Here is a 13,543-nt window from a genome sequence, read left to right on the forward strand (position 1 = left end):
ACGCCCCCCCAGTTCTGCTAGACCACGCTCGTTCCTTTGCATGAGCTTAGGCGCATGAATCCGCAAGTTTTCCAGCGGGTTTCTACCGTCCATGAGGCCCGGTGCTGACGGGCTTTCCTGCCGGCTCATGCGGTTGCACGCTTTCCCACACATGAAGCGAGCGGAGCGAGGTTTCGACTGCGCGCGCTGAGGAATCGGAAGCAGATTTAATGTTGGTGGCATATTGCGGTGGGGCTGGTTCAGCCTGATGAAAGGCCCACGATGAGGCGGTCCGAGCATAACCTGATTTCGGATTGAGACTGCAAGCTGTGCTATCTGCTTATTTAGTCGAATTTTGTACGGTTGCAATACGTATCATCCATTCTTTATTGCTTTGGTGAAGTCTACTGGAAGAGCGAAAATGATCGATTTTTGAAAGATTGACTATGAAATTAATGGTAATTTAAAGGTTTTCGGCAGAGGTATTGAAAGGGAACTTCATATGGAGTGTTTATTTTGCAGAGTGATTTAATTTGATGTGATGACTTATTTGGTCATGTTAATTGTTTGAGTGAGTTCCTTATGATTTTTTGTGGCGGTTTTAGAATCGGCTAGGTAGCTTTGAAGATATTTTTTGAAAAATTTCAATATTTTAGAAGATGCGGAGAGTATGAATGATTAATAGTCCTAGATTGCTGTTGCAATCAAATATGCAATATGCTCAGGTTTCGCCTGCGTCAGGGGTGGGTGTGGAGAGCATGAGAGGTGAGGGAGGGGTGCATTCTATTGTATATAGCCATAGAGAAGAAGAATTGAAAGCGTTATGTAAGGAGATGGGTGATCCCCATTTGTTTGCACTAAAGATGTATCCTGGTCGGAATAATAGCGTTGTGACGGGAGAGATGTTACATCAATTTCTCAGTGCATTAGATCCAAATTGCACTGAACTTTTGGTCGATCCTGCAATATGTGCCTCATCAAGAATCCATGGATTTTGTGAGTTTGTGAGTAAACATGGAAAGTTTGAAAATTGTTGGGATGCTAGAAAAGCATATTCAGATTATTTGGGAGTGGAAAGAGTTTTTCGATCTGTTAAAGTTTCAAAATCTGAGGCAGAGAATATAAAAATAACGTATGGACTTAAGCCTAGTTGTGATCGTGCACATGATGGTTTTAATCCTGCGCCTTCGAAATATTCAATTGTGGATCATGCGAATTCGCATGTTAGAGAGCTGAACTGTACTGCGCCGAAAGTAGAAACTGGTTTTGTTCCCAATGGGGTTGATGCTCGGAATAGTGATAGTTATTCATTTGAAGCGTCTAAAAATATTATTGATAAGGCGGTTGGATTTTTAGAAGCTTTTCCGGGTGATAATTCTCAGAGAGTGCGGAAGGAATTGCTTGCTTCGATTTCAAAATTTGAAATAAAGGCACCTGATAGTGATAGCTATAATAAATTAAAACCTACTGAACGAGTTGTGATGTGTCGAAGTTTGTATAAGAGTTTGAATACAGCACTAACGCAGGCTGTGCAGAAGGATCTAAAAAATCATGATAGATTTCAGAGCTTCACTCTGGATGAGGATCTGGGTTCATGTGTGGCTGATGATCCTAATTTAGCAGCAAGTACAGGGGGTGATGTATATATTTTTGAATGTGATATACCAAAAATTGACTTGATAGATCCCAAGGATTATATTGACAAAAAAAGCTTTCCGGACTCATATAACATTTTTAATTCAAAAGGAGAACTAATAAAAAATGTTAGTATCGAGCATGCTGAGAAACTGCATTATGGGAGTGTCTCGTTGCATTCAATAACTAATTTTCAGCCAGTAGTTAAGCCTCACACTTTAGTGGAGGTTAGTCCGTTATCTTAAGGTGTTAATGTATTGAGATGAGCGGGAAGTTTATCAATAAATTTCCTTGGTCAAGGATGGGTTGTAAAATTTTGATCCATTTTGTTTTCATTTTTTTAAGTGAGGTGTTGTTAATATTTAAAAAGAAATTTATCATCGATGCGATGAATGAGGAGTTGGCGGAAAATATAGCTATCAGATTTTCCTATTTCATAAGAAAAATCCCCGCAATTGCGGGGATTTGCCAAGGGAAAAGCAGACTCAGGAAGCCTCAACCGCCAACGCATACTCCCCAAACCCCACCCCCGTTCCCCCGCCCACTCATTCAGCTCCTCGAGTCGTGCCAGCAGCGGCAGAATCTCGTTCTCGTAAAACACCCGCGGGGTCTTGCCCGCATCGTCGAATCCGCTAGTGTTGTTCGGGATGATTCCGACGTCCTCCCGCAAAAACGTAGCGGCGAAAAGAAGGGGTTTCACCAGCATAAGACTTATACGTCACACTGAACAAGTGCCTGAAGGCGCTGTGGCTTAGGCTGCGCGCATACTGCTCGAATTGGAGGCGGCTGTCACCAAAAGTATGGCTGGGCCTATCCGAATGGTATCCGCGACGAAATTCAGGCCAAGTTGTTATTCGTACCGCAGGAGTTGGCCGCAGCCGCGGTGACGCACACAAAAACAGAACCGCACAGCCTGGCTGTGCGGTTTATCTCTGGGGATGAAACGCCGGGAGGCACCAGTCGTTATTTATGCTTGCCGCCGCCGGCCGCGCGCGCGGCTTTCACCGCCAGGAAGCGCGAGAAGGCGTCGATGCGGGAGGCGTTGCTGCCATCCTGGATGCCGGCGTCGCTCATCATGGTGTAGTAGGCGCTGGGCTGGAACAGCGCGGTGAACAGGTAGCCGCTGCGCAGGTAGTTGGTGTCCTTGCTGTTGCCGGCGCCGGTGGTGCCGTTGAGGCGGCCGGCGTAGTGGCGGTCGCCCAGGCGCATCACGTCGAGCACGGTGTTGGCGATGGGCGCCAGCTGCACGGCTTGTAGGCCGTAGCGTCCGCTTTGATACAGCCGATACAGGCCGGCGGTATCCAGGCTGCCATGGCTGTTGTCTTCGCCGGAGGTGTCGGGCATGGTGTAGCCCCAATCGTAGGCGGGGCGTCCGGCCTTGTCGGTGTAGCGGGTGAGGCCGGACTGGAGGAACCAGTCCAGATTGGCTTGCAAGATCTGGTCGTAGCGTTTGACGCGGGCCGGGTCGTCTTTCAGCAGTTCGTGCGCCTGTGCCAGGTTGAGGAAGCCGTAGCCGAACATCATCTGCTGGTTCCACGGCACAGGCAGGCCGGCTTTGTATGGCGCGTTGGCGGCGAAGTACATGCGGTTGCCGTCGGTCAGCTTGATCAGCGATTTCAGGATGTGCTGGTCAACCGTCTTGTCGGCTTGGCTAAGGTAGGTCTTGGCGCGCTGAAGATAGGTGGCGCCGAAATGGAAGGGGTCGCCGCCGGCCACTTTCTGATTGTATACCGCAGTGGTTTTCAGGATCTGCCTGGCGCAGTTGCCCAAGTGGCCCACCGGGTCGCCTTGTTCGCCGCCGGTCTGGATTGGGCTGACGTCCGGCTTGTTCGGCCATACAGGATCGATGCGGCCGGTCCAGATCACTCGCTGGCCAGCTGGAGCCGGCAGGATGTCGTTGCGTTCCGACAGCAGCGCGTCGCAGAAAGACACCATCTTGTCCAGCAGGGGCTGGCTCGGCGCGATGTCGTAAACCAGGGCCATGGCTTTCAGATTTTCGCCGCTGCGACCTTGCGCCCATTCGTTGTCGACATTGGACGCGCCCGGTTGCAGCCCCTGCGCGTAATTGACGAAGGACTGGATTTCGTTGCGGGTGACCGGTCCGTCCAGGCTGTCCACGGTCATGGCGGCCGCCTGCGCGGTTGCGCAGGCAAGGGGCAAGGTCAATATCAAGGCAAGTCCCAGCGGGGTTTTCTGTTTCACGATTGGCTCTTTTATCCTGAAGTAAACGAGGCGAGCGGCATTTTGCAATGCTTTTCTAGATTAAATATTCTATTTGAATTTCTGGTGAGGCGGGAAGCGGGCTGTACGTGGTTTTACTTGCGTGGCTTGAAGGATCGGGGGATGTTGACCTTTGCCGCCAAGCATCTATTTGTGGGCGAAGTAAGTGAATCATCCGCGCTGCCGAGGCGCGCGGATGATTCGCCGCCTGGTTCAGATCAATGCTTCTCGCCCTTGCTGGCGGTACTGCCGGCGCGCAGGGATTTGATCGTCAGAAAGTTGGCGTAGACGCCCGGCGCGCCAGAGGAGCCGCCGTCTTGGATGCCGGCGTCGCTCATCATCGCGTAGTAGGCATCCGGGCGGGACAGGGCGGCGAGCATGAAGCCGGTGCGCAGGTAGTTGGTTTCGCCGCCGTGCTTGCTGGTGTTGTCGCTGCTGCCATCCACCCGGCCGGAGTAGTCGCGGTCGCCCAGGCGCATCACGTCAGCCACGGTGTCGCCGAACGGCTCCATCTGCTTGGCGGCGAGGCCGTAACGGCCGCTCAGGAACAGGCGGTAGAAGCCGTACACGTCCATGCTGCCGTGATTGCAGTCCTCGCCGCCGGTGGCCGGCATGGCGTAGGCCCAGTTGTAGGCCGCTTTGCCGGCTTTGTCTGTATAGCGGGTGAGGCCGGACTGGAAAAACCAGTCGAGATTGGTTTTGACGATGGCGTCGTAGCGTTGGACGCGGGCCGGATCGTCTTTCAGCAGTTCATGGGCCTGGGCCAGGTTCATGAAACCATAATCGAACATCATCTGCTGATACCAAGGCACCGGCTTGCCGCCTTGGTATGGCGAGTTGTCGGCGAAATACATGCGGCCGTCCTTCATCGTCAGCAGCGATTTCAGGATGTGCTGGTCCACAGTCTTGTCGGCTTCGGCGAGATAAGTCTTGGCGCGTTGCAGATAGGTGGCGCCGAAGCGGTAGCGGTCGCCGCCCGCTACATTTTGCTTGTACAGCACCGGGGTCTTGAGGATCGCGCGGGCGCAGCTTGCGAGATGACCGACCGGATCGCCTTGCTCGCCGCCAGTCTGAATCGGGGATTTGTCCGGAGTGTTCGGCCATACCGGGTCGATGCGGCCGGTCCAGATCATGCGCTGGCCGGAAGGGGCAGGCAGCATGTCGTTGCGCTGCGACAGCAGGGTGTCGCAGTAGTCGGTCATTTTGTCGATGATTTCCTTGCGCGGAGCGATATCGTAAACCTGGGACATCGCCTTCATCGCCTGGCCATCGCTGCCCTGGCTCCACATTTCTCCGGACTCGGAGGCGATGGGTTGCATGCCCTGGATGAAGCCGATGAAGGACTGGATTTCATTGCCGGTGACCGGGCCGTCCAGGCTGTCCACCGTCATGGGCGCGGCCTGTGCGCCGGCGTATGCGGCGCCGAGGCACAGCGCCAGGGTCAGCTCACGGGTGTATTTTACTTTCATATGGCATTCCGTCTTGGCGAGTCAGGGATCTCCCGCGCGGGGTTGAGCGGGAGGCAATTAGCAAAACGGAACGATGGCCAGGCGGGTTTACTAGATAGCGAAGTTAAATAAAATTTAATATTTCGCCAGAAAAACTACGTGGCATTGTTGCGAATCAGCTCGCGCCCATGCGCGATCAGGTGATGGGCGATGGAGATCGGCGAGGGCAGCGTGGGCAGCGCGTCGATGTCAAACCAGCCGGCATCCTCGATTTCGCCTTCCTGGGGGCGGATGTCTCCGCCGTCGTATTCCGCGGTGAAGGCCAGCATCAGCGAGTGCGGGAAAGGCCAGGACTGGGAGAAGGCGTAGCGCAGGTTTTTCACCTTGATGCCCACTTCCTCCCAGGTTTCGCGGTGCACGCACTCTTCCAGCGTTTCGCCCGGTTCGACGAAGCCGGCCAGCGCGCTGTACATGCCGGGCGTGAAATGCGGGCTGCGGGCCAGCAGCAGTTCGCGGCCGCGGCGGACCAGCACCATCATGGCGGGGGAGATGCGGGGGTAGTACAGCTGGCCGCAACTGGGGCAGTGACGGCCCAGCTGGTCGCTGTTTGCCGCCAGCGGCGTGGCGCAGTGGCCGCAGAAACGGTGGCTGTGGAAGAACTGGCGCAGCTGGGCGGCGCGGGCGGCCGCCTGCACCTGGGCCGCGGGCATGGCCATCAGCGCCGGCCGCAGAGACAGCCATTCTCCCGCTTGCGGCGGAGCTTCGCCGACCAGGTCCGCCATGAACAGATTGCTGCCTTCGTGGATGCCGAGAAAGCGCTGGCCGGTCAGCGCGCAGCCGGCAGGCGGATGCGGCGGCAACTGCTGGTTTTGCAGCCAGAGCAGGCCGCCGTTGAAGACGCACCAGCGCGCGGGCAGTTCCGGCGCCGGCTGTTGCGGGAGTTCGAAAGGCATAAAGGGGCGATCCGATTGGAATCGCTCAGTTTACGCCGACTCCCGGCTCGGCGTACATCCAGTGCTCGCTCTGGCGCCGCACCACTTCGCTCAGCGAACCGCTCTGCTCGAACACTTGGCGCAGCCAGCGGCTGTCGCTATGGCATTTCAATGCCCGTTGGCGCAGCGCCGCCAGCTGGCGCTGGCTGCCCAGCGCCTCGGCGTGCGGTTCCAGCGCGCGCAGCGTGTCCAGCAGGTCTTCCTGCAGTCCCAGCTGGTTCTTGGAGCGGGCATCCACCATCACGCCGTCGAAGCCGAAGCGGCAGGCCTGGAAGCGGTTGTAGCTATAGGTGAGGTAGGGCTCGGAGCAGATGTCGTTCCACTCTTCCTCGAAGCAGCGCCGAGCCAGCATCTGGGCGTAGGCGGCCAGCAGCACCGGGGTCTCGATGGAAAGCGGGGTGTCGCAGATGCGGATTTCCACGGTGCCGTATTCCGGCTTGGGCCGGATGTCCCAATAGAAGTCCTTCATGCTGGCGACGATGCCCAGCGCCTCCATCCGCTCGAAGTAGTCGTTGAACGCGCTCCAGCTATCCACCACCGGCATGCAGCCGGACAGCGGGAAGGCGTTGACGCTGGTCAGCCGCGAAGTCTGGAACGAGGTGTCCACGCCCTGGTGGAACGGCGATGACGCCGACAGCGCGATGAAGTGCGGGATATAGCGGGCCAGGTAGTGGGTGAGCCGCACCGCGGCGTCGCCGTCCGGACAGCCGATGTGAATGTGCTGGCCGTAGACGGTGAACTGCTTGGCCAGGTAGCCATACAGCTCGGACACCAGGTGGTAGCGTTCCTTGGGGTAGATGCGCTGGTCTTCCCAGTGCTGGAACGGATGGGCGCCGCCGCCGGCCAGACCCAGATTGAGCTTGTGGGCGCTGTCCACCAGCAGCTTGCGAATGGCGAGCAGCTCTTCCAGCATCGCGTTGACGTCGCTATGGACAGCGGTGCCGATTTCTATCATGCCCTGGGTGATCTCGGGCTTGATGTCGAAGCCGTGCGGCTTGCGGTTGATCTGCAGCAGCAGATCGTCGGAACCGCGGGTGAGATTGTAGTCGCGGCGGTTCAGTATCATCAGTTCCAGCTCCACGCCCAGGGTGAGCGGCTGGCTTTGGTTGAATTCAAGCATGGCTGGCTCCTGCGGTTTCGCCGGCCAGGCGCAAGGCCAGCCGGGTGAGGACGGGGGCGACGATCTCGTTGATCAGCAGCGCGGCCATCAGCGCCGCGCTGAAGCTGGCGGCGGCTTCGCCCAGCGACACGATGCCCAGGCCCAGCAGCAGCGCGGAGCCGCTGTTCATCGGGCTGAGCGCCAGCCCCAGCCAGGCTCCCTGTTTGCGGGAGAGGCCGTTGCCGCGCGCGGCCAGCCACCACACCAGCATGCCGATGCCGCTGCGCAGGATCAGGCACAGCAGCGCCAGTTGCCAGTGCGAGGCCAGCGCCTGCGGCGACAGGTGGGCACCGGCGGAGACGAAGAAGGCGACGGTGAAAACATGGCTCAGCGACAGGATGCCTGGCTCGCTGACGGTGTAGCCGTGGCGCAGCGTGCGGGTGCTCATGCCGGCCACCAGCAGCGCTAGTAGGGCCAGCAGCTGCAGCATGTCGGCGGCGCCGACCAGCAGCGCGATCAGGCCGAACAGCAGCACGCGCTGCGCCTCGCGCTGGTGGCCGCCCAGCCAGCGGTTGAGCTGGGTGATGACCAGGCCGGCGACCAGGCCCAGCGCCACCGAGCCCAGGATCAGCCAGCCCGGCATCAGGATGCCGTCTTCCACGCTGTGGTCGGCGGAAAGATGGGTGTAGGACAGCGCCAGCGCGAAGCCGGCCATCGCCAGCAGGCTGGACAGCGCGGTGGCGGTCAGCAGCCGCTCGCTGACCTGGCCGTCGGCGCGCGATTCGCGCACGATCTCTAGCACCACGATGGGCGAGGTGGCCATGCCCAACGCCGCCAGCATCAGGCTGGCCGGCGCGCCGAAGCCGTTGCCGTTCAGCAGCGCGAACAGCGCGCCGAACACCAGCAGGCAGTAGAGCAGGGTGGTGGCGAGCAGGGTTTTCTCCACCCGCAGCCAGCGCAGGTCCACGCGGCGGCCGGCTTCGAACAGCGCGATGCCCAGCGCCAGCTGCACGAACAGCGAGGCTTCGTTCAGCAATTGCTGATTGAGCAGGTTGAGATTGTAGGGGCCGATGATGAGGCCGGTGACGATGTAGCCGGTGATGGCGGGCAGGCGCGCCACGCGCACCGCGATCTGGCCGCCTATCACGCCCAGCGCCAGCAGAATGCCGAACGCTGCCAGCGGGTTCAGCATCAGATTGTGCCAGAGAGGGAGGGTCATTATGGTTTCTCCTGTATTGCGGGGCGGGGCATTGAATTGCTCCTTCCCCGCCCTAAGGTATCAATGACTGACGCGATTCCGAGCCAAGAGTTCATGCTATTAGACTGGATGCGCCGCCTGGGCGGCAAACGGATATCGGCCGCCTTGCTGTCGCGGTTGCGGGACGAGGCGGGCGGCATGCCGCTGCTGGTCGGTTTGTCGACCGAAGAAACAGACCGTTTGGTCAGGCTGGCCGGCGAACTGCTGCTGGCCAAGACCATCACCGGCCTGGAAGACATGGAAGTGGACGACGCCATGCGCTGCCGGCTGGCCCTGCAACTGGCGTTGCCGGGCATGAACCTGGGCATGCGCGCCTATGAAAACTGGCGCGAGGCGATACTGTACCCGGCCCCGTTCGTGGCGCGCAACCGCTGGCAGGACGGGATAGGGCTCACCCACGAGGGCGAGCAGGTGCTGATCGGCCAGGCGCACTACCAGGGACCGCTGGTGTTTTCCTGGCCGGACGTCAACGAATCGCCGTTGCTGGACGGCTGGAACGTGGTGATCCACGAGACGGCCCACCAGTTCGACATGCTGGACGGACCGGCCAACGGCGCGCCGCCCTTGCACAAGGGCATGGACCGCGCCGCGTGGAGCCGGGCCTGGAACCAGGCCTACCGGCAGTTCTGCCGCGAGGTGGACCACGGGGTGGAGGGCTGGCTGGACCCGTACGCCAGCGAGAACCCGGCCGAGTTCTTCGCCGTGCTCAGCGAGGCCTTCTTCGAAATCCCGCATCTGGCGCGGCGGGATTATCCCGAGCTGTACCGACTGCTGAGCCAGTTCTATCGCCAGGACCCGGCGGCCAGGCTGCCGCCGGTGGACGAGAACAGCGTGATGCCGGTTCAGCCCTCCTGAGCCAGCGCCGCCGAGCCGGTTTTCCTGCCGGCGAACAGCAGGTAGCAGCCCACCAGCAGGCCGATCAGGCATTGCAGCATCAGGTAGTAGGCCGGCGCCAGCGCATCGTACTTCAGCCAGATGGACAGCAGGATGGGGGTGAGTCCGCCGGCGAAGGCGTAGGCGACGTTATACGAGAAGGACAGGCCGGAGAAGCGCACCTGCGGCGGGAAGGCGCGCACCATCACCAGCGGCACCGCGCCGACGATGCCCACGCTGAAGCCCAGCAGCGGATACAGGGTGTACAGCTGGCCGGCGTGCGCCGCCATCGACGAGTAGAACGCGTAGCTGCTGACCGCCAGCAGCAGGCTGCCGCCGATGAAGGTGGGGCCGCTGCCCAGGCGGTCGCTGGACACGCCCGCCACCAGGCAGCCCAGCGTCAGCGCGACGATGGCCAGGCTGTTGGCGCGCAGCGTGTCCACCGCCGGCAGGCCGAACTGCTTTTGCAGATAGGCCGGCGCCATCAGGATGGCGACGACGATGGAGATGGCCAGGAACCAGGTGACGAACATCGACAGCGCGACGGCGGCCTTATGCTTCTTCAGCACGGTTTTCAGCGGCAGCTCCTCGGACAGGGCCTTGCGCGCCTGCATCTCGGCGAAAACCGGCGTCTCGTGCAGCCATTGGCGCAGCTGCATCGCCACCAAGCCGAACACGCCGCCCACCAGGAAGGGCACGCGCCATGCCCAGTCGGCGATCTGTTGCGGGCTGAAAGCCAGGTTGATCGCAGTGGCGATCAGCGAGCCCAGCAGGATGCCTATGGTCAGGCCGGAGGTGATCACGCTGCAGGCGAAGCCAGTGTGGCGCGCCGGCGCGTGTTCGGCGACGAACACCCAGGCTCCCGGCACTTCGCCGCCTATCGCCGCGCCCTGCAGGATGCGCATCGCCAGCAGCAGCAGCGGAGCGGCCATGCCGATTTCGTGATAGGTGGGCAGCATGCCCATGGCCAGCGTCGGCAGCGCCATCAGCACGATGCTCAGCGTGAACATGCGCTTGCGGCCCATCAGGTCGCCGAAATGCGCCATCACGATGCCGCCCAGCGGGCGCGCCAGATAGCCGGCGGCGAAGATGCCGAAGGTCTGCAGCTGGCTCAGCCAGTCCGGCATGGACGGCGGGAAGAACAGCTTGCCCAGCACCACGGCGAAAAACACGAAGATGATGAAGTCGTAGAACTCCAGCGCGCCGCCCAGCGCGGCCAGGAACAGCGTTTTGCAGTCCTGCCGGTTCAATGGGCGGTGCGGCGAGAGGGAGCGGGTGTCCATGCGGCGATTTCCTTTGTCTTGGTATGGTTATGCATCGACCGTATGGTTGTGGAATGTAAGGTCGTGCCGAGCAGATTAAATGACGGCGGCGATGTCTGACAATAAGACTCGTTCGCGGCGCGCGGTTGTTCGGGCACTGTCTTCATCCGGCAATGCTAGACTCGGACCGTCGCGTATCGAATCATGGAGGCTCCGATGCTGGAGTTCATCGGCAGGATGCTGCTTGGCGTGCTGGACTTTGTCCTGGATCTTTACCTGATACGCGTGATCCGGCGGGGAAGGGGCCATCCGCCGCGTCCGATGGCGGAGGATGCCGCCAACCTGGCGCTATGGGAGTGGCTGATTCTTCCCATCTACGGCTTGGCGGCGGTGCTGGCCGGCTTCCTGATGCGCGCGGCGGGCGTTCCCATCTTCCTATGCGTGGCGATACCCGGCATCGCGGCGCTGGTCTGCGCGTTGAGGTCTTTCAGGAAACGGATGGATCTCTAAGCCAGCTCATGTCGAGGCTGCGGCTATCCCGCGGCGGCTGGCGGATCTAATCCGGACTGTCCTTACTCAGCGGAAAGGTCTTTGAGCTGGCGGCGTATTGTTTTGTCACTTCGGCATGGACCATCAGCCTGGATGGTTTCAGGATGGGGCCCGCCGCCGCGTATAGCCGGTCCGGATCGGGGCCGTACAGGTACAAAAGCCGTCATTGCCGTCCAGGTGCAGTTCGGTTTCACCCAATTCGCCGGCCCTGGCGCGTTTGATCGCGCTGGCCAGTTTATGCTCCAGGGCGCGGATTCTGGCGAGGTCTTGCGGGTAATAGTCGAAACGGACCGTGATGGCCGGTTCCGGCAGATTCCGGGCCGGTGGCGCGGCCGCGGCGCCGGTGGAAAGGGCGAGCAGAAGGGCGGAGAGAAGCTCCCGCATTGCAATATTGCGCACGCTGGGTTCCTGAGAGAAAGATGAATCGCCATGATACGGGCCTGCTGGACCCATGTCGTGCAGCGGCGGGGCTGCGCCGGAACCGCAGCCTGTGTTTTTCATTTCACAGCCCCATCCATTCCCCGCATGAAGTAGCGCTGGCACAGCGCGAACACCGCCAGCACCGGCAGGATAGTCAGCACCGCGCCGGCGGCGACCATCCGGGTGGAGGTGGCGAACGCGCCCTTCAGATAGAGCACGCCGACCGACAGCGGATACAGATCCGGCGTTTTCAGCACCACGCTGGGCCAGACGTAGACGTTCCACGACCACACCAGCGTGAAGATGCCCAGCGTGGCGAGGTAGGGCAAGGACAGCGGCAGGCAGATGCGGCGGAACACCTGCCAGTCGCTGGCGCCGTCCATTCGCGCGGCGTCGACGATCTCGTCCGGAATCTCCTCGAACGCGTGCTTCATCAGGTAGATGCCGAAAGCGCCGGCGATGGATGGCAGCACCACGCCCAGCCGGCTGTCGTCCAGGCCCAGCCGGCTGATGGTGACGTAGTTGCTGATGAAGTTGATCTCGCTGGGCAAGAGCAGGGTGGCGATGATGGCGTAGAACACCGCCTGCCGGCCGCGGAAGCGCAGCTTGGCCAGCGGAAACGCCGCCAGCGCCGACACCGCCAGCGTGCCCAGCGTGGTCAGGCCGGAAATCCACAGCGAATTCCAGAAAAAGCGTCCCAGCGGGATGGCGTCCCACACCGCGGCGAAGTGTCGCCAGCCGGCGCCCTGAGGCCACAGCGGCGGCGGGAAGTCGAACACCTGCTCGCCGTCGCCTACGGCGATGCCCAGCGTCCACAGAACGGGATAGACGCAGGCGAAGGACAGCGCGAGCAGCAGCAGGTAGTCGGGCAGGCGGCGCAGCAGCTTGCGCGGCGCGGCGCGGTTCAGGGCGATGGCGGTCATGTCGTCCTCAGCGGTGATCGGCGCGGATCAGCTTGAAATTCAGCCAGGCCAGCAGCAGGCAGACCAGGGTCAGCACCAGGCCGGCGGCGCTGCCTCGGCCGAAATCCAGCTGGTTGAAGCCTTGGTGGAAGGCGTAGTAGAGCGCGGTGTAGGTGGAGTTCATCGGCGCGCCGCGCGTCATCACCAGCACCTCCTCGAAAGCCTTGATCGCGTCCAGCGTGGAGATCAGGCTGCAGAACAGGATGGTGGGCCTGAGCATGGGCAGGGTGATGCGCCAGAAGCGCTGCCAGGCATTGGCGCCGTCCAGCCGCGCGGCCTCCTGCATCTCGGCCGGAATCGCCTGCAAGCCGGCGAGATACAGCACCATGTAATAGCCGATGCCGCGCCAGAAAGTGACGAACATCACCGAATACAGCGCCAGGTCCTCGTCGCTGAGAAAACCGACATCATGTTCCTGCTTTACCCATCCCAGCCAGTGCAGCGCGCCGTTGAGCACGCCGTAGTCGGCGTACATCCAGTTCCACATGATGCCCACCACCGACACTGTGGTGATCACCGGCAGGTAAAAGGCTGCGCGGAACCACTTGATGCCGGGCAGCGCCCGGTTCACCAGCACCGCCAGCGCGATGCCGGCCAGCTGGATGGCCGGCACCACCAGCAGGTAGCGCAGCGAGTTGCCCAGCGCCTGGATGAACACCGGGTCGTCCAGCAGGTAGCGGAAGTTGTCCAGGCCCACCCATTGTGGCGGTGAGACCAGATCGTAGCGGGTGAAGGCGACATAGCTGCCGAACAGCAGCGGCCAAAAAGTGAACACACCCATCAGCAGCAGGGCGGGGGACAGGAACAGCCAGGCGTTGCGGGTGGAAGTCGGCATCATGCTTGCGG

General features: G+C 60.5%; 13 protein-coding genes. 3 read left to right on the forward strand and 10 right to left on the reverse strand.

The window, feature by feature from the left end; all coding sequences use genetic code 11:
* Positions 1-653: 653 nt before the first annotated feature.
* Positions 654-1,859, forward strand: coding sequence for a hypothetical protein (locus tag VL52_RS24465; RefSeq protein ID WP_144410191.1), 1,206 nt, complete (start codon positions 654-656; stop codon positions 1,857-1,859).
* A gap of 110 nt (positions 1,860-1,969) precedes the next feature.
* Here VL52_RS24465 and VL52_RS08365 read toward each other — a convergent pair whose 3' ends face one another.
* The 6 genes from VL52_RS08365 to VL52_RS08390 all read right to left on the reverse strand — a co-directional run bounded on the left by VL52_RS08365 (position 1,970) and on the right by VL52_RS08390 (position 8,592).
* Positions 1,970-2,320 carry a hypothetical protein gene (locus VL52_RS08365; protein WP_046156601.1) on the reverse strand — a complete coding sequence of 117 codons (351 nt, stop codon included), beginning with the start codon at positions 2,318-2,320 and terminating at the stop codon, positions 1,970-1,972.
* A 257-nt stretch (positions 2,321-2,577) separates the two neighbouring features.
* Positions 2,578-3,816: a hypothetical protein gene (locus VL52_RS08370; protein ID WP_144410192.1), complete on the reverse strand. Its 1,239-nt coding sequence runs from the start codon at positions 3,814-3,816 to the stop codon at positions 2,578-2,580.
* A 236-nt stretch (positions 3,817-4,052) separates the two neighbouring features.
* The gene (locus VL52_RS08375) at positions 4,053-5,303 is read right to left on the reverse strand and encodes a hypothetical protein (RefSeq protein ID WP_046156603.1); all 1,251 of its coding nucleotides are present in this window, start codon (positions 5,301-5,303) and stop codon (positions 4,053-4,055) included.
* Positions 5,304-5,437: 134 nt separating this feature from the next.
* Positions 5,438-6,235 (reverse strand): NAD(+) diphosphatase, encoded by a 798-nt coding sequence (nudC, locus tag VL52_RS08380; protein WP_046156604.1) that lies wholly within the window; start codon positions 6,233-6,235, stop codon positions 5,438-5,440.
* 25 nt (positions 6,236-6,260) lie between these two features.
* Complete coding sequence (locus VL52_RS08385) at positions 6,261-7,394, reverse strand: YbdK family carboxylate-amine ligase (protein WP_046156605.1); 1,134 nt, start codon at positions 7,392-7,394, stop codon at positions 6,261-6,263.
* The gene (locus VL52_RS08390; RefSeq protein WP_046156606.1) at positions 7,387-8,592 is read right to left on the reverse strand and encodes a cation:proton antiporter; all 1,206 of its coding nucleotides are present in this window, start codon (positions 8,590-8,592) and stop codon (positions 7,387-7,389) included. Before VL52_RS08390 ends, VL52_RS08385 begins: the two co-directional genes overlap by 8 nt.
* A 93-nt stretch (positions 8,593-8,685) precedes the next feature.
* Here VL52_RS08390 and VL52_RS08395 point away from each other — a divergent pair, with 93 nt between their 5' ends.
* Complete coding sequence (locus tag VL52_RS08395) at positions 8,686-9,486, forward strand: M90 family metallopeptidase (RefSeq protein ID WP_235429244.1); 801 nt, start codon at positions 8,686-8,688, stop codon at positions 9,484-9,486.
* Here the strand turns inward: VL52_RS08395 and VL52_RS08400 are convergent.
* Positions 9,474-10,787: an MFS transporter gene (locus VL52_RS08400; protein WP_046156607.1), complete on the reverse strand. Its 1,314-nt coding sequence runs from the start codon at positions 10,785-10,787 to the stop codon at positions 9,474-9,476. The two genes, VL52_RS08395 and VL52_RS08400, sit on opposite strands and share 13 nt — an antisense overlap.
* 195 nt (positions 10,788-10,982) lie before the next feature.
* On the opposite strand from VL52_RS08400, the gene VL52_RS08405 reads away from it, so the two are divergent.
* On the forward strand, positions 10,983-11,276 hold the full coding sequence (locus VL52_RS08405) for a hypothetical protein (protein ID WP_046156608.1): 294 nt from the start codon (positions 10,983-10,985) through the stop codon (positions 11,274-11,276).
* 138 nt (positions 11,277-11,414) lie between these two features.
* Here the strand turns inward: VL52_RS08405 and VL52_RS08410 are convergent, their stop codons facing one another.
* The 3 genes from VL52_RS08410 to VL52_RS08420 all read right to left on the reverse strand — a co-directional run bounded on the left by VL52_RS08410 (position 11,415) and on the right by VL52_RS08420 (position 13,535).
* Positions 11,415-11,714 (reverse strand): hypothetical protein, encoded by a 300-nt coding sequence (locus VL52_RS08410; RefSeq protein ID WP_144410194.1) that lies wholly within the window; start codon positions 11,712-11,714, stop codon positions 11,415-11,417.
* Between the two features lie 98 nt (positions 11,715-11,812).
* Positions 11,813-12,658, reverse strand: a complete 846-nt coding sequence (locus VL52_RS08415) for a carbohydrate ABC transporter permease (RefSeq protein WP_046156609.1) — start codon at positions 12,656-12,658, stop codon at positions 11,813-11,815.
* 7 nt (positions 12,659-12,665) lie between these two features.
* The gene (locus VL52_RS08420) at positions 12,666-13,535 is read right to left on the reverse strand and encodes a carbohydrate ABC transporter permease (protein WP_046156610.1); all 870 of its coding nucleotides are present in this window, start codon (positions 13,533-13,535) and stop codon (positions 12,666-12,668) included.
* Between the last annotated feature and the right edge of the window lie 8 nt (positions 13,536-13,543).

The sequence above is a fragment of the Chromobacterium vaccinii genome, assembly GCF_000971335.1.
Taxonomy (GTDB): Bacteria; Pseudomonadota; Gammaproteobacteria; order Burkholderiales; family Chromobacteriaceae; genus Chromobacterium; species Chromobacterium vaccinii.